Annotated in this window: 24 protein-coding genes and 1 pseudogene; 2 read left to right on the forward strand and 23 right to left on the reverse strand. The window is 37.3% G+C overall.

Going from position 1 to position 21,245, the window contains the following annotated elements; genetic code table 11:
• Positions 1-31: 31 nt before the first annotated feature.
• The 18 genes and pseudogenes from DW963_RS08430 to DW963_RS08510 form a co-directional block, all read right to left on the reverse strand.
• Positions 32-400, reverse strand: coding sequence for a hypothetical protein (locus DW963_RS08430; protein ID WP_117915060.1), 369 nt, complete (start codon positions 398-400; stop codon positions 32-34).
• A complete protein-coding gene (locus DW963_RS08435) occupies positions 387-1,523 on the reverse strand; it encodes a DNA cytosine methyltransferase (protein ID WP_117915062.1) in 1,137 nt (378 codons plus the stop codon). Before DW963_RS08435 ends, DW963_RS08430 begins: the two co-directional genes overlap by 14 nt.
• A 312-nt stretch (positions 1,524-1,835) precedes the next feature.
• Positions 1,836-2,078 (reverse strand): hypothetical protein, encoded by a 243-nt coding sequence (locus DW963_RS13995; protein WP_353652792.1) that lies wholly within the window; start codon positions 2,076-2,078, stop codon positions 1,836-1,838.
• The gene (locus tag DW963_RS08445; RefSeq protein ID WP_117915065.1) at positions 2,071-3,048 is read right to left on the reverse strand and encodes a DNA cytosine methyltransferase; all 978 of its coding nucleotides are present in this window, start codon (positions 3,046-3,048) and stop codon (positions 2,071-2,073) included. Before DW963_RS08445 ends, DW963_RS13995 begins: the two co-directional genes overlap by 8 nt.
• Positions 3,036-4,499 carry a protein NO VEIN domain-containing protein gene (locus DW963_RS08450; protein ID WP_158568672.1) on the reverse strand — a complete coding sequence of 488 codons (1,464 nt, stop codon included), beginning with the start codon at positions 4,497-4,499 and terminating at the stop codon, positions 3,036-3,038. The genes DW963_RS08445 and DW963_RS08450 overlap by 13 nt, the downstream gene beginning before the upstream one ends.
• Positions 4,492-5,553 carry a DNA cytosine methyltransferase gene (locus tag DW963_RS08455; protein ID WP_117915069.1) on the reverse strand — a complete coding sequence of 354 codons (1,062 nt, stop codon included), beginning with the start codon at positions 5,551-5,553 and terminating at the stop codon, positions 4,492-4,494. Before DW963_RS08455 ends, DW963_RS08450 begins: the two co-directional genes overlap by 8 nt.
• Entirely contained in the window at positions 5,528-5,746 is a 219-nt protein-coding gene (locus DW963_RS08460; RefSeq protein WP_353652793.1) for a helix-turn-helix domain-containing protein, read from the reverse strand. The genes DW963_RS08455 and DW963_RS08460 overlap by 26 nt, the downstream gene beginning before the upstream one ends.
• A 160-nt stretch (positions 5,747-5,906) precedes the next feature.
• On the reverse strand, positions 5,907-6,152 hold the full coding sequence (locus DW963_RS08465; RefSeq protein ID WP_286169219.1) for a TnpV protein: 246 nt from the start codon (positions 6,150-6,152) through the stop codon (positions 5,907-5,909).
• A gap of 96 nt (positions 6,153-6,248) precedes the next feature.
• Positions 6,249-6,449, reverse strand: a complete 201-nt coding sequence (locus tag DW963_RS08470) for a hypothetical protein (protein ID WP_147347588.1) — start codon at positions 6,447-6,449, stop codon at positions 6,249-6,251.
• 8 nt (positions 6,450-6,457) lie between these two features.
• Complete coding sequence (locus DW963_RS08475) at positions 6,458-7,540, reverse strand: plasmid recombination protein (RefSeq protein WP_353652794.1); 1,083 nt, start codon at positions 7,538-7,540, stop codon at positions 6,458-6,460.
• Between the two features lie 354 nt (positions 7,541-7,894).
• Positions 7,895-8,317 (reverse strand): hypothetical protein, encoded by a 423-nt coding sequence (locus DW963_RS08480; protein WP_158568677.1) that lies wholly within the window; start codon positions 8,315-8,317, stop codon positions 7,895-7,897.
• Between the two features lie 80 nt (positions 8,318-8,397).
• Positions 8,398-9,348, reverse strand: a complete 951-nt coding sequence (locus DW963_RS08485; protein WP_117915080.1) for a ParM/StbA family protein — start codon at positions 9,346-9,348, stop codon at positions 8,398-8,400.
• Positions 9,349-9,548: 200 nt separating this feature from the next.
• Positions 9,549-10,841, reverse strand: a complete 1,293-nt coding sequence (locus DW963_RS08490; RefSeq protein WP_117915192.1) for a virulence-associated E family protein — start codon at positions 10,839-10,841, stop codon at positions 9,549-9,551.
• Between the two features lie 7 nt (positions 10,842-10,848).
• Complete coding sequence (locus DW963_RS08495) at positions 10,849-11,496, reverse strand: CHC2 zinc finger domain-containing protein (RefSeq protein ID WP_158568679.1); 648 nt, start codon at positions 11,494-11,496, stop codon at positions 10,849-10,851.
• 79 nt (positions 11,497-11,575) lie between these two features.
• Positions 11,576-11,899, reverse strand: a complete 324-nt coding sequence (locus DW963_RS08500; protein WP_117915084.1) for a plasmid mobilization protein — start codon at positions 11,897-11,899, stop codon at positions 11,576-11,578.
• The gene (locus DW963_RS08505) at positions 11,889-12,827 is read right to left on the reverse strand and encodes a tyrosine-type recombinase/integrase (RefSeq protein WP_353652795.1); all 939 of its coding nucleotides are present in this window, start codon (positions 12,825-12,827) and stop codon (positions 11,889-11,891) included. Before DW963_RS08505 ends, DW963_RS08500 begins: the two co-directional genes overlap by 11 nt.
• A gap of 12 nt (positions 12,828-12,839) precedes the next feature.
• A pseudogene (locus DW963_RS13675) lies at positions 12,840-12,899 on the reverse strand (Arm DNA-binding domain-containing protein); the annotation flags it as partial.
• Positions 12,900-12,964: 65 nt separating this feature from the next.
• Positions 12,965-13,159, reverse strand: coding sequence for a hypothetical protein (locus DW963_RS08510; protein WP_055059692.1), 195 nt, complete (start codon positions 13,157-13,159; stop codon positions 12,965-12,967).
• A 184-nt stretch (positions 13,160-13,343) separates the two neighbouring features.
• On the opposite strand from DW963_RS08510, the gene DW963_RS08515 reads away from it, so the two are divergent.
• A complete protein-coding gene (locus tag DW963_RS08515; protein ID WP_117915086.1) occupies positions 13,344-13,889 on the forward strand; it encodes a helix-turn-helix domain-containing protein in 546 nt (181 codons plus the stop codon).
• A 38-nt stretch (positions 13,890-13,927) separates the two neighbouring features.
• Complete coding sequence (locus DW963_RS08520) at positions 13,928-16,468, forward strand: tetratricopeptide repeat protein (protein WP_117915088.1); 2,541 nt, start codon at positions 13,928-13,930, stop codon at positions 16,466-16,468.
• A 358-nt stretch (positions 16,469-16,826) separates the two neighbouring features.
• Here DW963_RS08520 and DW963_RS08525 read toward each other — a convergent pair whose 3' ends face one another.
• The 5 genes from DW963_RS08525 to DW963_RS08540 all read right to left on the reverse strand — a co-directional run bounded on the left by DW963_RS08525 (position 16,827) and on the right by DW963_RS08540 (position 20,970).
• Positions 16,827-17,324 (reverse strand): nucleotidyltransferase domain-containing protein, encoded by a 498-nt coding sequence (locus DW963_RS08525; RefSeq protein WP_009247521.1) that lies wholly within the window; start codon positions 17,322-17,324, stop codon positions 16,827-16,829.
• An 84-nt stretch (positions 17,325-17,408) separates the two neighbouring features.
• Positions 17,409-18,953 (reverse strand): ATP-binding cassette domain-containing protein, encoded by a 1,545-nt coding sequence (locus DW963_RS08530; protein ID WP_009247522.1) that lies wholly within the window; start codon positions 18,951-18,953, stop codon positions 17,409-17,411.
• A 453-nt stretch (positions 18,954-19,406) separates the two neighbouring features.
• Positions 19,407-19,784: a TnpV protein gene (locus tag DW963_RS08535; protein WP_009247523.1), complete on the reverse strand. Its 378-nt coding sequence runs from the start codon at positions 19,782-19,784 to the stop codon at positions 19,407-19,409.
• A gap of 26 nt (positions 19,785-19,810) precedes the next feature.
• On the reverse strand, positions 19,811-20,107 hold the full coding sequence (locus DW963_RS14145) for a hypothetical protein (RefSeq protein ID WP_330409153.1): 297 nt from the start codon (positions 20,105-20,107) through the stop codon (positions 19,811-19,813).
• On the reverse strand, positions 20,089-20,970 hold the full coding sequence (locus DW963_RS08540) for a plasmid recombination protein (protein ID WP_330409152.1): 882 nt from the start codon (positions 20,968-20,970) through the stop codon (positions 20,089-20,091). The genes DW963_RS14145 and DW963_RS08540 overlap by 19 nt, the downstream gene beginning before the upstream one ends.
• Positions 20,971-21,245 lie beyond the last annotated feature (275 nt).

Consider the following 21,245-nt stretch of genomic DNA (forward strand, 5'->3'; position numbering starts at 1 on the left):
ATCGATGTATATTTAGGAATTACATTTTTTTTTACGTTCTTTCTCTTATTTTATCCCAAATTTCCCCAAACAAACTATTAGATATAATAGCAATATCAATATCCGATTCTTTTTGATTACTATCACTAGCATTTTCAACGAAATGTCTAAATGGTTTTTGAGGTGATAAACTCATTCCTAATTTTGCACTTCCTACAATTTGCGCACTGTGAAAGCTAACTTCAAAGCAGTCTGATACAATTTCTTTAAATCGATCCATTTTATCAATAAGTTCATTTCCTTCTGTATGTTGATATTCCGCAAAATACCAATTGTTAGTTTTTATTATGTACTTTATATAAAACTCTCTAGCCTCTAATTTCTTAATATCTTCTTTTATAATACTTTCATCGTATATCATTAGCGCTTTCCTCACATAGTCGACTATATTCACATATTAATTTACGTAATTCCTTTCCAACTTTCTCCGCCATCAATACTGGAACACCATTTCCAACTGTCTTAAACATATCGGTTAATGACATTGTCTTTGGCAATTCAAACTCCATAGGTGCCGATTGTACCGCCAAAACTTCCGCCACACTGAGCCTTCTTGCCTTATATGGATGTAAATGAACTTCATTATTTCCATATGCCGCAGTTGGCGAATACCTCCATCTATGCAATCTTTTATAGGATTTTTTTGAAACATCCCCCTCATCTATTGTCTGCATTCTATTTAGTCCAGCTTTTGGGGTAAAATAATTATTTGCGTTTGCATGGATCTCCACTCTATTTTTTTCAAACCAGTACTGAATTGTTAACTCTTTAATAATTCCAACTGGAGGTTTTGTAATACTATCTTCAACAAATCTTTCTGTCGTAGGCCAGTCTATGTTCTTTATCATTTCAAGAGTATTACAATTATGAATTCCCCAATTAAACTCCTGTACTAATTTTTTTATAATTTCTCGCTGATGTTGATTAGTACATTTTATCCCGATCATTATTACTCTCTCTCTTTCCTGCGGCACACCGTATTCAAGAGAATTTAGCAACTTATCTATAATATAATATCCTTTTCTCTTCATCTTTCTATACATTTTGTCATAAAATTCCTTATGTTTTTTGGTCTTCCACAAACCTTTAACATTTTCAAAGACAAAAAAATCAGGCTCTTCTTTTGCTATAAGATCAAAATATGTTTTTGATAACTTTCCATTATCCCCCTTTGCTCCTTTGTTTTTTCCAGCAGTAGAAAAATCAGGGCAAGGCGGTCCTCCTATAAATCCTATAATACTATTTTTTTTCTCTTTCCTGACTATATCATCAAGGATTGAATTTTCCTTCAGATAATCGCATATGTCATCATTAAAATATCCATATTCGGGTTTAGGCATCTGCATTTTTTCTCTTGAATATTTATAAGCATCTAAAAACGGTTGGTATTTTTCTGAAACCATAGCTATATCAAATCCTGCTTCCTCCATTCCCAAATCCAATAAACCACAACCCGAAAAAAAAGAAAATAATTTTATCTTCATTATTTATTTTTGCACCCGGTGCATCCTCCATACCTTTTTAATTTTTAATAACTGCCCACTTCTGCAGTTTCTAATTTTACATTAGCCAAATATTTTGCGCCATGCATTTTCTTATAACTCATCATTGTCATGAATATTCATATCCCATATTGTTTCTCCAACTACTTTTACACATTCGTCAACATTTCTAGAAATCTATTTTCCCAAAAATCTAATCACAGTCCATCCCATAAATAAAAGTTGTTTATTTATCTCATCGTCTCTCTCTATATTTTTCTCAATTTTTTGTACCCAATATTGACTATTATTTCCTTATTCCAGCCTTGGTTTAAGGACTTCCCAATCTTTTCCATGGAAGAATTCGCTATCGCAAAATATAGCAATTTTATATTTTGTTAATGCTATATCCGGTTTCCCTGGTAATTTTTTATAATTTTTACGATAACTAAGACCTTTTTGCCATAACGCTCTACGTAGTTTTATTTCAATACTAGTATCACAAGACTTTATGCATTGCATATTTCTTCTTCGTTGTTCTCTAGTTAAATTATCCATTTATATTTTCCTGCAATTTTCCACTTACCGCCTTTGCCACATACCAAAACATCACCGGCGGAATGGCATTTCCCAAGGCTCTATACTGGGCAGCCTCACTTCCAACAAGTTCAAAATCATCTGGAAAAGACTGTATTCTCGCCACTTCTCTAGGTGTAAATCTGCGGTATCTCTTATCTTCCATAAGCACTGGATCTGTACTATTTAAAGACACCTTTGCCAAATGCGCCCCCACCGTATTACAAGGCTTATTAATATCCTGTGCCCTTCCCTTGTTCATACTCTCTCTTTTTTTCATCATTCCAGCTACAGCACGTTCGCTAAAAAAATATTTTTCATCCACTTTTTTCTCAATGACCTTTTTTAATGGTGCAAAATTATTTTCATCTTCTATCTCCACATCTGGAAATGAAAAATTTACATTTAAATCTTTTCTAAATCCAACAATAATCACACGTTCCCTCTTTTGTGGCACTCCATAATTGGCTGAATTCAAAATGCGATACTGAACATCATACCCACTTTCTTCAAATTCTTTCATGATTAATGGAAATGCACTTTTTTTATTTGCTGTAAGAATCCCCTTTACATTCTCTGCAATAAAACATTTAGGTTGTCTTTCCCTTAATATCCTGCACATCTCGAAAAACAGCTTTCCTCTTTCATCCTTTACGCCGAGACGTTTGGGATTCTGTGCAATAATAGAAAAAGACTGACATGGGAAACCACCTGTCAAAATATCAAACTCTGGGATCTCTTCCGACTTTACCTCTCTGATATCGCGGTTATCAGGCGTAATTCCAAAATTCTCTTTAAAAATATTACAAGCATTATCATCAATATCATTGGCATAAACTATCTCCATGCCATTAGACTCATAATGTTTACCCAAGAAATCAAAATCACCCAACAATCCAACATCCGTTCCGCCACATCCACAAAACAATGATGCTACTTTTAATTTTTCCATGTTAACAACTCCTCAAATTGTCCCACTTGCTTGGGATCAAATGTTATATCCGCTCCATCCGCAGGTATCATATCGATCTTATCTTGCTTATAAAGTCCTACCGGATCTTGTAACAAAAACAATTTTCGTTCCGATTTACTAAGAAGCAAACGATATACAAAATATCTATCATGAGTACTGCTCGCTGTATTCCACTCATTTTTTGTCAAATGAATTCTGTTAAAATGTAATGGTTTTGAACTAATAGTCGTTTTGACTTCAACATATCTCTTTCGCTCATCCAGCTCTACCGAACTAATATCATATCCAACGGCAAATTGCGTAGGTATTCGCTTAATCAAATGAATCAAATCCTCACGACCACCTAATTTAATTCTCATGCACTCATGCCCATGAACCAGACTTTCACCTATGTCACCTATGTCTTTTGTTGTCAGCATATCATAATATGTAGCAATACGCTTTTCAATCACATCATCCCTTTCAATAAAGTCTGCTAATCCAGCATCTTTGGCATTTCTTGCATTTTCTTTAAGCTGCTTTAATTCTTCCGCATCATTTGCAATATATGCCAAAATATCTGTTGAAAAATCCGTATTCTTCATATCTCTATTGACATATGCAAACCAGCCGTCACTACAGGCTTTCACCGTCTCCAAACTTCCATGACGACTTTGTATCATATTGTCATATCCATCAAACCACTCATTGGATTCACAAAATTTTATAATCGATTCTTCTTCCAACGTATTAAGATAGTATGTTCTACTATCATAAGTCTTCAAAAGATTTGCAATCTCCATGTAATCCAAAATATCGCCTGCATAACGTACCACATCACCAGTTTGATCATACGTCATTTTATTCTTTCGATTATCTGAAATCCTCTTCCATGTACTCTCAACACCTTCGTGATCTCTAGTCACACGCAAATCGTTAAATATACAATGGCATGCCTCTGGTTTAGTTATCCCAATAGAATTTTCACCTTCTCTATTAGCATATCTTAATAATTGCAAAACATATTGTGCAGGTTTGAATTTTATGCCTTGCTCTATCTGCTCCAATACCGCCCTAGGCTTTATATGTGCACCCGGATATTGAAAATTGTATAGAAATACTTTAAAACACTCAACCAAATCTTGATTATTAGCTAATTCTATTGCTCGTCTACCCGGTTTGTCTGTTATCTCCGTATGTTGTATAAATCCAAACAATGCTGAAATCTCTGTTCTCCAATTATTTATTGTTTTTAATTCCCTATGTGCATTTCCCGGATATCGAAACAGGGCAGCATTTACATCAGCAACAAAATCATCCGTTGCTTTCTCACCTACCCTTGCAATTTCCTCTGCAACATATATTAAAACATTTTCTATATCTCCTTTAAAGCGAGGTCTAACATGATGCAACCTAAAATAATACTCTTTTGGTATTTGATATTCAGCCATTATTTTCATCTCCTAACGCTTTTGTTAATTGCTCTGCAATACACTGTGCCATAAGCGGTGGAACTGCATTTCCCACTTGTCTAAACTGTTGTGTTTTGTTGCCTAAAAAAATAAAATCATCTGGAAACGATTGTAATCTTGCACACTCCCTAACCGTTGGTACTCGATTATATTTATAATGAAAATGATGTCTATGTCCTGTATCAATAGTAGGTGCAGGTTTATCACTTGCAAATCTTGTCCATGCAACATGAAAATTTCTGCTATTTCTATATTCTTCTGGTAAATCCTTATAGTTTCCACCATCTGGAACCAAAGATATTATTTTTTTGACTTTTTGAGAATGATTTGCAGCAACATGATTTCTAACCACACTTGAATTTTTTCTCATTAGTTTTTGATAATCGTTCTGTGCATCTGTGAGATATAGCGCATTCTCACAACCTAATTCACTCTCTAATGTGGGAAGATCTGACAATGCCATGCTACAACTTACAATTTTAGTGATAGCTTTCGGATATTCGTAGTGTCCCTTTTTCATTCCCACAAACACTACACGTTTTCTATTTTGCGGCACCCCATAATCTGATGCACATAATACTTTATATTGAATTTCATAGCCCAAATCAGTAAATTTCCTGATAATACTATCTTTGATCTGTCCACCAAATAAGCTTACAAGCCCCGGAACATTTTCAATTACAAACGCTTTCGGCTTGATTTCTTCCACTAAACGTATATATGTCAAATAAAGCTTATTTCTAGGATCATCAAATTTTCTCGGTCCTGAAAGTGACATTCCCTGACAAGGAGGTCCACCTATAATGACATCTATAGTTTTATCTCCAATTAATGGTTTTATATCCTTTTCATATGTTAATTCTGTTATATCTCCACAAATCGATTTTGACCCTTTGTGATTTAATTCAAATGTTTCTAAGGCTTTAGCATCATTATCTATTCCCAGCAAAATATTGTAGCCTGCCTTTTCAAATCCATAAGATAAACCTCCACATCCACAAAATAAATCAATGGCGTTTAGACTTGTTTTCATTTTGTTTTTTTACCTTTCTATTATCCTCTGGTTTCTCTGCATTCTCTGGAATTGCCCAAGCTTCTCCCAACTTAAATGTACCTTTTATCCGGTTTTCAGAGCATAATATTTGTACTCTGCGTTGAGAAATATTCCATTTTTTTGCAGCTTGATTTGCTGTCATATAACCCATATTATTTACCTCAACTTTCATATATCATTATATTCTACGGGGCGAACAAAAGCAACATGATCTTTTTCTCATTTCAGTTCTCATTTCATTCCAATCACATACAGTTAAAAAAAGACATCGTTTTCATTGATGTCTCTCCAACTATTTCTTATCAGCCATATAATATTTCTGTTCTCACAATCTACTCAGCTCTCTCCCGAATATTGTTCATCCTCTGCACCCAAAGCATCTGATTTTTCTCTTTCAGATGTTCAGTCACGCCCTCTTGTTCTGCCATCTGCTTTACCAATAGATCAAACTGTGCCTCTGCCTGTTCCTGCATCATAAGCAAATGTTCCTTTAGTTTTCCGCTTAATAGCATTGCCTGATAGATACCGCTCCTATACTCTTTCAGATAATGTCTTCTCATAAGTCCAAACTTTCTCAATTTCCCTTACGGCTCCGGATCAGAAATTAAGTTTGGTATCAAATAATCTTGATTTTTTCGTATGTAATATTCATAAACAACCTCTCTTTCCACGAATTACAATTCGGTACTGATATTGTGTTTTCTCGATGTGCCATGTTCCTGTGTATGCATAGATTTTTGTTGTGTTTGCTCTTTCACAACCTTCTGCTTTTCTGTCAAGCGTTCTTTCATTGTCTTAGGCTCTAATGACTTCACAAATTCTGCAAAGGCTTCGCCCAATCCTCTGGTGGAAATAAACTGCTTCATTTTATCCAATAGTCCATTCACATCTGATACTTTTTCTCTAGTGCAACAATCTTCTTTTCGTATTTTTCCAACAACTTATTTCTGGATACAGCTCTGCTAAAAGCATCTATGATTTTATCCCAGTCGCTTTTCTTTACTTTGACATATTCTTCACCGCCAAAAATATTGCTGACTGGAACTGCTGCACTTTTCAATTTCTTGGTATCTTTCTCTGTTTCTTTGGCTATAGTCTTTAGGGTATCTGCTCTCAAATCATGTTTTTTCAGCACATCCTTGCTATCTTTTTCCTTCTCATCCAGATTTGCAATCTGATCGGCAAGTTTCTCTGCCTGTTCTGCCAGCCTTTGATTATTTTCTTCTATTTTCACTGCCCGTTGTTCCAGTGCTTCCACTTTCTGCATCGCAGCTTTATACTCCGGCAAGCTAAGGTTATCTCTTTGTATTCCCAGCACCTCTACATCAATCCCTTTTTCCTGACAGAGTTCTGTCAAAAAAGCTCCCTCTCTTTGTTGCCATGCAACCGTTTCATTTTCTTTTTTGCTGACTGCCTTTGCAAATCCCATCTGCTGTAATGCCTTGGTAAGACTGTTGCGTGTTTCCATGCCTGTTTTATATCCATGCGCCACCGGAATATAATCAATGTGCAAATGTGGTGTTGCTTCATCCAGATGCATAACGCAGTTAAACAAATACAAGTTCGGATTTCGTTCCTGAAAGGTTTTTGCATACTGCTCCAGTATTTCAATTGCTACCTTCGCTTCCTCTGTAAGATTTCCATCTGTATCCACCACTGGAGTATCTTCCTTTTTCCCTATCTGAACGATATTTTCATAGAATGTCTTTTCCTTATTGCCGGAATTTTCTATCTCCTTCAGATAATTTTCCTTTCTCCTGTCCTTACGCTTTTGCGTTGCATTATAATCCATAAGTGCCTGCCCAAAACATTTCTCATATGCTTGCTCCAATGATTCCTGCATATAAACACGGTTCCAAGATGTCCGTTCGGGTACCACATTCTTGCTGATAAAATCTCGATTATTATGTGTAAGATGCCCTTTCCCTTTTGGAAAAGAAATCGTTTTTGCTGCCAATCGTCTCACCTTCTTTCTTCTGTTCGTGCTCTAAATGCTGCTGTTTAAGAATCTTCTCGAACATTAGCAGTTCGAGAAATATCGCCAGCTCTGCTGGCTCTTTGTTACTTTTGTCAAAAGTAACGCCTTATTACCTTTGACACTGCGTATCAAAGGTAGGCGCTCTGCGAGGCTGATGACACTCTGCGAGTGTCATAGTCTGCCATTGCAAAATCCCCATGGCAGACTGCTCATTCCGGCAAAACGCACCGTCATTCGCCATGGGTGACGGTACCGAATAAAATGCTTTCGCTACAGTATCATAGGCTTGCACTTTGAAAGTGGATACCAAGCACCAAAATGGGTTCCCATTTTCGGTACCGCCTATTCACCCATTGCAAATGCCATTGACATCATGGCATCCGACATATCCGTCTCCGGCACTTGCTCCGTTTCTTCCTCGCACTGCTCTCTGTGAAGCGTATCCTCGCCCGAAACGGTTCTCAGGGCATGTTCCTCAAGTTCCTTCATCAACTGCCTTAAAAGTGCTTCCTGCATCTTTGAAATTCGATCTGCAACGCTTTCCTCAATATGTTCCGCTGTCACTTTCAACCCGGCATAAAAAGCCTCCTCCGAAAGCTTCTTTCCGATTGGAATATTTTCTTCGCTCAAAGCTTTCTTGGCTTTCAATAGGGAGAAACAAGGCTCCTCTGCTTCTTCAGCCTCCCCCTTAGGTACCTTACCATCCAAAACCAATACAAAGGCATCCGAAAGTGCCTTTCCATAGGAGCTGTCCTTTCGGGTCAAACTCTGTAGGTACTCCCATGTCCGGCGCTGGTTCTCATCCTCCATACAAAAGCGAACGTTGCTTGATTTGTATGTTTTCCTCATGCAATTTTTCCTCTCATGCGCTGCTTCATTTCTGCCAAAGCCTCATAGCCCTTTGCATTTGCACAAATATCGGAAATGACAGTTACATTTCCCTTTTCTGTCATATCTGAAAAATGTCTCAGCAGACAGCCACCACCGCCAATGATATAGAGATGAACCAAATCTTCCTTATAGCCATGTGCCGTCAGCTTTTTCATGATTTCCTCTGTATAACTTTCCGCAATTCGTTTCGTGACCATTGCTACATCATCAGTTCTTTCACCTATGCCATTTCTAAGCAGAGGTTCTATTAACATTTCCGGCACTTCCACACCGCCTCTCTTGGACAGCTCTTTCTGTATTTTTTCCATACAATGATGCACCCCGAATACTTCTGTGCTGATGCTCTTTTCAATCGGTCTGCCATCGTGAATTTCAAGAATACTCATGGTTCCGTTGCCAATGTCCACCAGCATATTCATGCCCGGCATTGCACCTTGATTATGAACAGCTGCCAGTCCCTGCGGAAAGATTTCCACACCACACAGATGCACCTTGTAGCGTTCCTTTTGGAACATGAAATCCAGTTCTTTCTCCTGCATCAGATATGCTCTCCAATCGGCAGCCTGTGACTTAACCCACGCAAGCGGAAGTCCTACCGCAAGCACTGCCTCTGCCTCATGCATTCCCCGGAATTTCAACTCTTCTGCCAGTCCTGCCAAAGTCAGTATGTAGAAATCCTCTGAATCTGTTTTGTTGCCCTGATATACCAAATGGCTCTCGCCAATCACATAATATTTCTCCCGGTATTTTACAAAGTTGGTACTGACAATCGGTTCCTCATCATACGCTTCCACTCCGGCAGTAAATACTCTGTGTGCAGTCTTGATATTCCCATACCCATGATCCAAACCGATATAAATTTTTCCTTTTGCTTTTCCATTGTTCTGAATATAATTTTTCTCCATTAAAATATCCTCCTGAATGTCCTGCTTACATATCCGTTTACACGTTTTGTTTACAAATACTCTTTTAAATAATTTCTGTTTACGCTGTTTACAAATCCTCAAAGCCTTAATTTTACTGTATTCTTTCGTAAACCGGATTGTTTACATTTCCGTAAGCGAACGCCTGTAAACAAAATTTGTAAACGCAGCCTAAAAAACTTTTATCTTTCCTCAAAGGGTATTACCGCATCCTCCGGCAGTTTCTGAAACTCATTTTTCCCTGTCACCCTGCGCCACCCTCTTTGTGTGCCATATCCGGCAAATCTGTGGGAAGATATTTTTTCCCACCCGACAATGCTATGGTTCATGACATTATTGATTTCTTTCAGTTCCCAGTCCTTTGGTGTGTCATACTCGTGGGAAAATGCTTCCTTGTAAATCATAATGCTACATACATAATCCTCTGCCAGTTCATCCAACCAGAGCTGTATCACTCCGACCTTTGCATCCTCCGGCATAAAATCCTTCTGCATTTCCTTTAAGTATTCTTCTGTTTCCCTCCACAGCTTTAACTCATGAGAACCGTTCCGATATAGTTCCATCGCTTCCGCCCACGCCTGACGTATGTATTCCCTTGATTCTTTTTCATCCTCAAGAATGTGCTTTTCCACCCGTTCCGGATGTACCAGCACCGGAGCAAATCTCCGATTCCCTGTACGATCAAGAGGAATAAAGTCCATATTGTTGGAAGTACCAACAAATACACATTGTCTTGGTCTGTCCTCCGGGTATGTTTCGTAGGAAATTTTATATGTTTCCTTTTGCCGACTGATAAAAGACTTAATATCTTCGATGCTCTTGGCATTGACCGTTGCCATCATTTCCGACATTTCAATAATCCAATGTCCTTGAATCTTCCGATAGACATTATCATCATCCATCCGCTTCAAATCATCTGAAAACCATTCATCATTGATGGCTAGGAACCGAAAAAATGTTGACTTGCCTGCTCCCTGCCCTCCTACAAGGCATACCATGATTTCAAATTTGCATCCCGGCTCATACACCCTGCGGATAGCTGCCAGCATCAAGAGCCGCATGATTTCTACCGTGTAATCATCGTGATCAGCACCCAAATATCTGGGCAAAAGATTATCTATTCGTGGCAGTCCATCCCATTTGATTTTTTCCAAACACTCCCTGATAGGGTGATACTTATTTTCACTTGCAACGATATTCATAGCCTTGTTGATGTTACGGTCATTTTTTAGATCATAATTCTTTTCTAAGTACCAATGTATCTGATATACATCAGTATCCGTCAGGCTTGAAGATGTGCGCTGCCATCCGAGATTACCGACAATATCAATCTTTCCGGACAGCTCATTTTTTCTAATTGCACCCTTCAGCAACTGATCACGCTGAAATACCAACATACAGTTATTGATTGTCTGACAGATATTGCCTTTTTCGTTTCTTGCCAAATCTGCCCGAATATCCTCTACCGTGCTCATTTCCGTATCAAGCACTTCCCCGATTTCGTTCCATGATACGTTCTCTTCCGATTCTGACTCTCTCTGCAACTTCTTCCACCTCCTTCCTGCCTTTCATAAAAAGTTCCTGTTTATCCTCCGTATTGCCCATGCATAAAATATCCAACCAGTAATTCATAATCGGTTCCGCATGAAGCATCCGTGCATAGTCCTCTGAAAAAATAATATCCGGTGGCTTTCCATTAAAGAAAATACCCATCTGCTCTATCAGTGATAAACTGTCCCTTAAACTCTCAATACTGTGATTGCACCATCTGTCAAAACGCTCCCTGATGTGTATCAGCCTCTCGCGTTCTGTCCGTTCTCTACGAATACGCTCTCTGTCCTGCTCTCTTAATTCCTTGTTTCTTTTGACCTCTATCGGCAGCCGGAAATCTTCTACAATCTTTAGTGCCGCCTCATATTGTGATAAACCAAACATCCGGGAAACATAGTCAATCACATCCCCTCCCACACCACAGGCAAAACAATGATAGTTCTTATCAATCTTCATGCTTGGGTGCTTATCATCATGGAAAGGGCAACAGGCTAACCCATTTCTTCTGACCTGCAGACCATATTTTTCTGCTACCTGTCTCGCCGTCAGATACTCCTTTACCTCTGAAAAAATATTCAATATGCAATTTTCTCCTTTCCTCCGGAGAAAGCCTTTGCTATAATAAATGTGTGTGTTGGATAGAAAGGCTTTATCCTTTTTATTCCTGAATGCCCTTGTTACCAGCAGGGGCATTTTTATTTACTTCCAGCAACTGTTTTACCAATTCCAGCAGTAATCTTTCCTCTTCTGTATTGCCATTCTGTAAATGTGCCAATATCTGCTCCAATACTTTTGCCACCCTAACCGACATATAATTTCCGGCAATAACCGTTACCTCCTGCCCTAAAACTGCTTTCCGGTAATATTCACCTTTCGATATTCCCGATAAAATTATCTTCACTTCCACTTGGCTTTTCTCTTCGTCACTCAGCCAAAAAGCAATTGTATTGCGCCGAAACCTGTCTTCTCGTTTACACGCCACTCTCCTCACCTCTTTCCACTTTTCCAAGTCTATCTGCAATTTTTACCTGCGCATCCATTGACTGATGACAATAGGTTTCAATCGTAGTCGTAACCTTTCCATGCCCTAACCGTTTTGCAATCTCAACCGGACTAAATCCCATCTGCACAAGCATACTTGCATGACTGTGACGAGTACAATGGACTGTAATTTTCTTTACACCCGACAACTTAATTCCACGCTCCATCTCGTGTTCAAAGAAACTCTTTGTCCTTCCGGCAAAAAGACGGGTTCCCGGTCTCACATGATACAATGTGGCAATATATTCTTTTAGTTCCTCCTGCAATTCCTTATGTATCGTAATCACTCGAACCGAGCTTTCCGTCTTTGGTGCCGTAATCAAATCCTCTCCATCAAGCCTCGTCAAAGATTCGTCAACAGTTATGGTTCCCTGTTCGAAATCAATATCTTTCACCTGTAATGCCAGCAATTCTCCTATCCGCATACCTGTCCAAAATAAAATCTGAAAGGCAATCCATGAATCCTGCTTATCCATAATCGCATCTGAAAATTTCTGAAACTCCTCCAGTGTCCAATACGGTCTTTCATCCGCTTTACTCTTGCCCATGCTTCCGACTTTGCGGCAAGGATTGGAACGCAAATCATAGAAATTTACTGCATAATTCAAAATCGCACTAAGCTGATTATGTATTGTTTTCAGATATGTGGGCTTAAAACCTTTTTCCATCATTTCTCCCTGCCATTTGCGTATCATGGGAGCTGTGATTTCATTGATTGGCGTCTTTCCGAAATATGGTAGCACCTTGTCATTCATTACATACTCTTTTTGTTTCATGGTAGTTTTTCGTAAGCGCTTTTCCATATCCGCCTTATAAATCTCCCAAAAATCCGCCAACGTCATCGTCGGATCAGATGATTGCTGCAACATGAAATGTGCGTACCATTCTTCTGCTTCTTTCTTGGTCTTAAAACCTCTTTTTTGTGATTTCTTTTTGGTTCCCGTCCAATCTGTCCAGCGATATTATATCCGCCACGTACCATTGGGATCTTTCTTTGCATTGCAGCTCATGCACTTACCTCCTTTGCTCCTCCGTACCATTTTTCCTTAAAATACTCCACCGGAATTTTTCCGGCGATTGTGAGAAATCCTTTACTTGCCAAATCCTTATTCATTTCTCTAAGGATTTTGTAGGCTTTCCCCATACTCACACCAAGCATTTTTGCAATATCCTCCGCACTGTAATAGATTTTTTCATTCATATTGTTTACTTCTATTCTTGTATTTGCTTCTGTATAGTATCATTTTGTTTCGTTTTTATAATATCGTAACTTTTGTTTCGTGTCAATATCTTTTTGCTTTATTTTTTTGTTCTTGTGTGTTATCCTATATATGATGTTGATCAGTTTCACAAAAATATAGCTTTAGAGCAGGAGGCATGTTGTTATGACAGTCGGTGAAAACATAAGACGTATCCGGCAGGAACGTAATCTTACTCAAAGACAATTAGGAGAAATGGTTGGCGCAAGTGAAGCCTACATTCGTGCCTACGAAAGCGGCAGAAGAAATCCAAAGCCATCATCCCTTGAAAAAATAGCAGACGCTTTATCTGTCAGTCCCGAAGTACTGGCGAACTCTGATTTTGATGGCATAAAAGCCATACACAGACTTTTTCAGATATTCCGGCAATACGATGGACAACTCTTTAAATACCAGGATAAAGATGGAAATGATATGGTTGGAATCAGCTTTGGAACATTGTCTTTGATGCGATCATGGTTAGACCGCTATGAAGAATATATGGAAGAAGTTGAGAAATGCAATGAAATAAAAGATGTTAAGAAGCGTGGGGAAACTCTGCTGAAAGCGGAGGCAGATTTTAATCTTTGGATGGATATTTATCCGGAATCGGAGCCGTGGCAGGAACGACTTAAGATTCAGAAGACACATGATGATGTTATGGATAAGATGGGATTAAATCTCAAAAACTAAACTACTCAAATATAAAATTTTATAAAGGAGCATTTCAAATGATAGAATCCGTAAAAGAACTTGCAGGTATATCTTTAGCCATTTTTGAATCAATATTTGCCTCTAAAATCTGTGATTTTCAGAATCATAAAGATACTCTTGCATATTTCAATAAATTTGATGAATCTATTATTAGTCTTATACATGAACAAATAAAAGATGAGTATGAAGTAGAAAAATTGCAAGATTTTATATTAAAAACTCCTCTTCTGTCAGAGAAAAAATATGAATTTATCACAGAAGATATGAAAACCTCTTTTATAGATTCCTTTTATAAAAAAAATAGCGATTTGCGTTATATCGGAAGTAAACGGATAAATAATTGCCTAGAAACATATATAGACAAAATAAATGAATTGCTAAATAATATACTAAGTATAGAGGGTAAAATTCTTTTACAACAAATTAATACTTCAACCACATCTGTTCTCTCAGCAATTGAAACTACTAATCAAACGATTAATGATATAAAAGAAATTTTAACCTCTCAAACGAACGATCCATGTATTCCAAATTATTATAATATTCCAAGAAGGAATAGGCTGTTTTTCGGGCGTGTAAATATTTTAAATAACCTTATCACTGAATTAACTGCTAATAAGCTGGTTTTTCTTACTGGACCTGGTGGAATTGGAAAATCTCAAATTGCCCGAGAAGCTGTAGCACAATTACAAAATAAATATGAGCTAGTTTTGTGGTTTTCAGCCACATCCGAAAATGAACTCCTTGAAGAATATAATAATTTTGCAGTTTATTATAAATTAATTACTAATAAGAACAACGAATTAAATTCAATCAGCAAAGTAGTATTTTCTTTCATTAATCGTTTTTCAACCTCATTGATTGTATTTGATGGCGCTGATGATTTATCTATTGATTTTTTTGTCCAAAAATGTCCTTGTAATAATTCAGACATTATTGTTACCACACAAAATTCTAATGTAGACAGCGATGAATTTTCTGTGATTCCTGTGGATGTATTTGATATAGACGAAAGCACCTCTTTTTTATTAAATTACACAAGCCATCGCCAATGCTGCAAAACAGATAACGACTCAGCAAGGTCACTTTCTTCAATGCTTGAAAATTATCCGTTAGCTTTAGAGTATGCTAGAGCATACATAAACCAAATGCATATTTCTATTAAAGACTATTTTAACCTTTACACAGCTAATAAACAAAAAATATTAAATACCACAATAACATCTTATAAGAAAACAGCATATACCGCCTGGAAGATATCATATGATAAAGTTCTACAACAATCTGCCGCAGCTAAAGACATATTAAACCTAGTCTCCCTTTTTGACTCTAATAATATTCCACTATATGATATTTTCTTATCACATGAACAATACACAGTCTATGAGTTTAATCAAATAATATCTGCAATAACTAGTTATTCTTTATTTACTATAAACGGAAAAATAGCAGATACACATGGAATAACTCAAGAATTTATACGTCTGCAAATGCAAGACGATAATGAATATCAACACTATGTTGAGAAAGCTTTGCAATTATTCACTGACTTACTTCCACAAAAGATAACCTGTTCTTCTGAACGTGATGTTGCTAATCTTTTATTAAAGCATACAATAAAACTTTTATCATATAGTTGCTTGAATAATGAAACCACTATACGTCTTTCTGCAAATATAGCTTCAAAACTGTATGTACTCGGCAATTACATTGAAGTAATTAATTTTGTTCAAGAACAAATTGACCAGTATAAGTGTGATGAATATGAATTTAGTATATGTGAAATAGTGATTTTTTCCATACAATCATATCATTATATAGGAAAAGATGCTGACGCATTATCTTTACTAGAAAAATATGCAAATATCGTAACCTTATCAGAGGTATTAAGTAATATTCAAAAGGATTATCTTTTATCATTATATAAAAACATTGAAGGTATCATTCAAAAAGATCAAGGTAAATATGAAGAAAGTATTAATACATTTTTGGAGGCATTAGAGTATATTGAAAAAATGAAAGATAATGCTGCTGATGATTCAAAAACTAATATATTAAATAACATTGGCAACTCTTATAGAAATATTTTTCAATTAGATAAAGCTCTAGAATATTACGAACGGGCATTAGCATGTTCACATAATGATAAACACCAGTTCCTTCGTATTTATGGAAATATTGGTATAACTCATAAATTATTAGGAAATTATGAGTTAGCTATTCACTATTTTCAACCTGCTTTAGATTATTCTATTGAACTAGGCGATAAACGTAATGAATGTATCGGCTTAGAACATTTAGGAAACTGCTATATTTGTATGCATGAATATGATAAGGCTCTTCCTTTTTTAGAAAAATCTTTACAAATAGCTAATAATATGGAATTAGCTATTGCAAAGGTAAACGTATATTACGATTATGGTTCTTTAGCATTTCATCAAGAAAAATATAGCGAAGCAGAACAATACTGGAAACTGTGTATAAAAATGAGCATCCCAATAAACTATAAAAAAGGAATCTCTCTTGCTCAAATTGCTTTATCTGAGCTACCAAATTGAATAATCTTATATTGCAATGTAAAACCTTATCATGAACACCAGTAAGTTTTGTACCCAAATCGTACCCAACGCCATCTAAAAAATCCCTATAAAGCCTATAAATACAGGCTTTGTAGGGATTTACCTTTTTATTCAAACTCTACAAAGACTAACGCTTTTTGTTTAGGAATTATTCTCTGTAATGTTTCTCGTTCTTTTGATTATTTGATATATCCATATTATCCTGCCTATACGAGCTAATGTTATCATTTTGTTATCGGCATTGATAACACCTACTCGATAACTGTGGATAATAACTATATGTAGCATGTCAAATTATAAGCTATTTTGCTTAGAGATTCAACACAAAACTGAAATTTTACTTTTCCTTATATTCATCTGGTATTGCTATTTGAAATGTTTCACACAACAGCATCACATCATGCACATCATTTTTATCGTGTTCATATCCCAAATGAAGCATTACCTGACTCAATGGTTCAATACAAGAAACAGTTATATCTCCAACTTTTCCAATACCGGAAAAAGTTTTTGATGGAAATATATCTCCCTCATAAACAATTCCGTCATCTGTAAATTCAAAACAATGTAAATCAATGATTCTTTGTTTATCATCTTTCCAGACAGTATGACCATCCGTTGTATAATCAGTATTTACTTCCTCAAATCCATGCTGCTTAATCACATAAATATAATCATGATAATGTTTCAGTTCAACAAACAAATCAATATCATTGTGTATTCTTGATTCTCTTTTAAGAAGTGCATCAACACCCCATCCGCCATCTAAATATACTTTAATTTCGTTTTGCAAAGCATATTTTATAATTTCACATGCATCTTCTGTACGTACCATAATCTATCCTCCAAATTCAAATCTTTGTATGCTTTCCAACTCACTAAAAGCCTGAAATTTGTCAGTCTTTCATCCTTTTTGTTATCAATCACCAATTAGCTGTAATCCATTAGGATTTAGCTGATATATTTTATCGCACACCTCTTCAATATACTTTCTATCGTGAGAAATGCTAATGACAGCCCCCGGAAATTCTCGGAGCATTTTTCTTATTACCGGACCGGACAATGGTGAAAAATTTCTTGTCGGTTCATCCAGAATAAGAACATTTGCACCACTTAAGCTCATCCTCAAGAGAAGCACTTTCGCCTTTTGTCCGCCTGATAACTCCCGAATCGGATGCTCCATTTCATCTGGTGTGTATTTAAGTGAACCAAGGTATGTTCTAATTCTTGTACGCTCTTCTTTATCTCCTGTTTTATCAAGGTAATCAACCGGTGTAACATCCAAATCCAGCAGGTCTTCATAAGTTTGAGGCATATATTCTGCTTTAATGTCATTCCGATTTAGGAGTTCTTCCGCTATCTTTTTTAGAAGAGTCGTTTTTCCTGCCCCGTTGGCTCCTATCATACAGATTTTTTCTGAACCTTTTATTTTTAAATGAATTCCTTCTGCTAAAATTCTTTTGCCATCCGGAGTCACAAGCTTTGAAAGTTCATATTCTATGACCGTTTTTCCTGCGGGAATGTGTGAGTTTTCATCCCCTAATTTGACAAAGATTGCTTCTTCCTGTTCCGGCATCTGAGTCATATTTTCATCTTCTTTTTCAAATCTTCGTTCCATTGCCTTAACCGTATGCATTTTGTCCTTTAAGTTTTTGGCAACAGACGGTGCTTGTCTGGTACAACTTCTTAATGCACCTTGTACACTCTGCATAACTCTTTGATATTTTTCATCGCGAATCTTTTTCTCCCTACGGTCACTCAGTGCCCGCTGTTTTTGGATTTCAAATTTATGAAGCCGTTCTTCCACATAGCGTCTATAGGGAAGCTTTGCCACGGTATATCTCGCCTTTGTTTTTCGTATAATCTGCTCGATATGTATCACCATGTTGGCAGTACGCTCTATCAGCGTTTCATCGTGTGAAATAAAAAGCACAATGTGCTTCCAGTCATTTATGATTTTTTCCAGTAATGTAAGCGTCGCAATGTCGATGTCATTGGAAGGTTCGTCCAACAACAGCACAGAAACATCGCGAATGAAAAGCCTCATAAGTTGTGTCTTGACTTTTTCGCCTCCTGAAAGACTACCCATTGTCTGGTTACTGTAGAAAAAATCATTTTTCATTCCAAATTTTCCCGCAATAACAGACAATTCTTTAGGCGTTTTCTCCCAGAATATTTCCTCTTCAGAAAAATATTCGTATATTGTTTTTTCCTTATCTTCATCGAGCATCTCCTGCGGAAGATAACCAAGACGTTCGTGTCCCATTATCCTTTCCCCATCTGCTTCTATATAGTTTTCTACAAGCGACGGATTGTATATCCACTTCATTAATGTCGATTTCCCATTTCCCTCTTCTCCAATAATAACTGCCTTATCTCCATCATTTAGCACAAGGTTGAAATCATTAAGAATTATTCTCAGGTCTTTTTTATGTGTTAAATTTAATTTTTTTATCTGCAACATTAAAGTTTCTCCTTTTCGAAGTCTGAGCCAATTATTATTTTGAACACACAAAAACGAGTCTTTTTTGCATACGCAAAAATAGACTCGCTAAATAGACCCTTATTTCTTTTCCAAAAGGAAAACAAAGGAAATGCCTCTTGCGATAATCCAACTTAAGCGTACACAAAACAAACCTATTCTCTACAGGCTCAATAACTATATGTGTCTTACTTAAATCAAATTATCTATTAATCATTTCCTCACCTTACACAAAATGTGCCTTTCTTTCTTCTAATGGCAATACTATCATACTGTATTTTTTGTGTCAATACATTTCACCTTATGGAAGTGCAAATTAAAATTTTCACTTCCTAATTATACATCCAACCATTACGAAATTCAATCTTTCACAACCTCTTTACAACCACAACCACAGCACTCCAGCAAACGCAGGAGCACCATACCGTAAAACGCTTATGTGTAAATCAACTCCGTTCCTACAACTTCCCTCACACAAGCCTGAATATTATTCATTCTTCCAATCCATTCGTAGGGATTATCTTTCTTTAATTGTTCCGTCACATCTTGTCTGTCGGCATATTCCTTTACCAGTCGAAGAAACATATCCTCTGCTTGCTTATCGACTTCTGCAAGATAACTATGCAGCTTTCCGCTTGTCAGCAGGTTCATATATAACACTTTATAGTGTTCCTTTAAATGCCTTGCATGTCGTTTCCCCCATAAACCAATCGGCTCTATTTCTTCTTCGGCTGGTACTGTGATGTTCGGCAATAAATAATCACCCACCTGTCTATAAGTTCCGCCCATTTCTTCAAAAATTGTCTTTGTCATTTTCCTTTTCCTCCTGTGATTTTTGTCTATCGTGATCGTGTATTATCACGCTTGCGACCTTTAACTGTTCTTGCCTGCTCCAACAAATCATCTATCTGTTTGCGACCAAAAACCTTACGGAGCAGGCTGTAATCTTTATTTTCTGCTTTTAGGATTTTGTTTTCTTCGGTCAATCTTTCATTGACTTTCTCCAAACGCTGATTGGTGCGGTATAACTGTGCATTCGCTGTATTCAGCCTATGATAGTTGTCCCACCCCTCAAAGCAGCGGGCAAGCACCGTTTTGACAAGTTGCTTCAATTTCCTTACAACCGGCTCTGCCATTTTGGTTTATATGCCTTTGCAGTCATAAATTTCTCTGGTTCTGGCAACTGATATTTCGGTGCAGTATCAAGCTCTATTTCAAGATTTGACAGCTCGTCTTTTGCCTTATCATAGTTCAATACTCGTTCCGACAACACATCAAATTCAATCTGTTTCTGCTCGATTTTCGCACCTAATGCCGCCACTTCTTTTTCTCTTTCCTGCTTTTTATAATCCAAAACAGAAAGATGTTTTTCGTGTGTGCCTAAATGTTCCCACTCAATCCCATAACGTTCCATCACCGCCGCAAGCTGTTCTTTTTCGGACTGTATCCATTGCGACCACTCCGTATCGCCACGACTGCCGCCCTTAAAACCTTGCGTTGCAAGAGCCTGCTTTAGTGACACTCTTGTATCAAGTCCACGCTTGCTGCCTGTGGTAAAAGGTACAAAATCTATGTGCAGATGTGGTGTAGCTTCATCCATATGCAGATGAGCCGAGAACACCCGAAGCTGTGGATTTCGCTCCTGAAAACCCTGATAGTATTCATCTAAAATCTGCTTTGCCAGTTCTCCGTTTTCCGTATCGGCGTTCATATTTCCCTTACCGCCCACCTGTAAAATGATTTCGTGGAACGGTTTTTCCTGCTTGGAACTTCGGATTTTTTCATAATAATCTTTTATCTTTCGGTCTGACCTTATCTGCTTGGCATTGTATCTTTCCAATGCTTCATCAAACAATTCGTGATAAACTGTCTTTATATTTTCATTGCAGTAGTCGATATTGAGATGAGTACGAGTTCCGTCTACATTTTCTGCTCGGAACTTTCGGCTATTGTGATTGACCGAGCCTTTACCGACCATTGCACTTATCGTTCTCTGCATTTTTTCATCTCCCATCTGTAAATTTCAACATTCTCAGGTTTGTTACTTTTGTCAAAAGTAACGCAAAAGCACTTTTGACGGGTACACCCATCAAAAATGCGACCTGTAAACAGGTTTTGCGTTCTCCGAAGGCTCTCCGAGGGGTGAGCGTGTGCCGGTGGCACACACGCCTGCGAACCGACCGAGCCAGCAGGCGAGACCAAAGAGCCGCCTTTGAAAAGGCACTCTCTGCACACTCCCCTAAACTTTATCCGGTGTCAAAGTGTGACGATGGT

It is taken from the genome of Eubacterium sp. AM46-8, from assembly GCF_003466705.1.
Classification (GTDB): domain Bacteria; phylum Bacillota; class Clostridia; order Lachnospirales; family Lachnospiraceae; genus Lachnospira.

Excerpts from the sequence above, each read along its gene's own strand:
- DW963_RS08430 (WP_117915060.1), bottom strand. The coding sequence starts at position 400 with ATGATATACGATGAAAGTATTATAAAAGAAGATATTAAGAAATTAGAG.
- DW963_RS08435 (WP_117915062.1), bottom strand. The coding sequence starts at position 1,523 with ATGAAGATAAAATTATTTTCTTTTTTTTCGGGTTGTGGTTTATTGGAT.
- DW963_RS13995 (WP_353652792.1), bottom strand. The coding sequence starts at position 2,078 with ATGGATAATTTAACTAGAGAACAACGAAGAAGAAATATGCAATGCATA.
- DW963_RS08445 (WP_117915065.1), bottom strand. The coding sequence starts at position 3,048 with ATGGAAAAATTAAAAGTAGCATCATTGTTTTGTGGATGTGGCGGAACG.
- DW963_RS08450 (WP_158568672.1), bottom strand. The coding sequence starts at position 4,499 with ATGGCTGAATATCAAATACCAAAAGAGTATTATTTTAGGTTGCATCAT.
- DW963_RS08455 (WP_117915069.1), bottom strand. The coding sequence starts at position 5,553 with ATGAAAACAAGTCTAAACGCCATTGATTTATTTTGTGGATGTGGAGGT.
- DW963_RS08460 (WP_353652793.1), bottom strand. The coding sequence starts at position 5,746 with ATGAAAGTTGAGGTAAATAATATGGGTTATATGACAGCAAATCAAGCT.
- DW963_RS08485 (WP_117915080.1), bottom strand. The coding sequence starts at position 9,348 with ATGGAGAAAAATTATATTCAGAACAATGGAAAAGCAAAAGGAAAAATT.
- DW963_RS08490 (WP_117915192.1), bottom strand. The coding sequence starts at position 10,841 with ATGAGCACGGTAGAGGATATTCGGGCAGATTTGGCAAGAAACGAAAAA.
- DW963_RS08505 (WP_353652795.1), bottom strand. The coding sequence starts at position 12,827 with ATGTTGCAGCAATCATCTGATCCGACGATGACGTTGGCGGATTTTTGG.
- DW963_RS08510 (WP_055059692.1), bottom strand. The coding sequence starts at position 13,159 with ATGAATGAAAAAATCTATTACAGTGCGGAGGATATTGCAAAAATGCTT.
- DW963_RS08515 (WP_117915086.1), top strand. The coding sequence starts at position 13,344 with ATGACAGTCGGTGAAAACATAAGACGTATCCGGCAGGAACGTAATCTT.
- DW963_RS08520 (WP_117915088.1), top strand. The coding sequence starts at position 13,928 with ATGATAGAATCCGTAAAAGAACTTGCAGGTATATCTTTAGCCATTTTT.
- DW963_RS08525 (WP_009247521.1), bottom strand. The coding sequence starts at position 17,324 with ATGGTACGTACAGAAGATGCATGTGAAATTATAAAATATGCTTTGCAA.
- DW963_RS08530 (WP_009247522.1), bottom strand. The coding sequence starts at position 18,953 with ATGTTGCAGATAAAAAAATTAAATTTAACACATAAAAAAGACCTGAGA.
- DW963_RS08535 (WP_009247523.1), bottom strand. The coding sequence starts at position 19,784 with ATGACAAAGACAATTTTTGAAGAAATGGGCGGAACTTATAGACAGGTG.
- DW963_RS14145 (WP_330409153.1), bottom strand. The coding sequence starts at position 20,107 with ATGGCAGAGCCGGTTGTAAGGAAATTGAAGCAACTTGTCAAAACGGTG.
- DW963_RS08540 (WP_330409152.1), bottom strand. The coding sequence starts at position 20,970 with ATGCAGAGAACGATAAGTGCAATGGTCGGTAAAGGCTCGGTCAATCAC.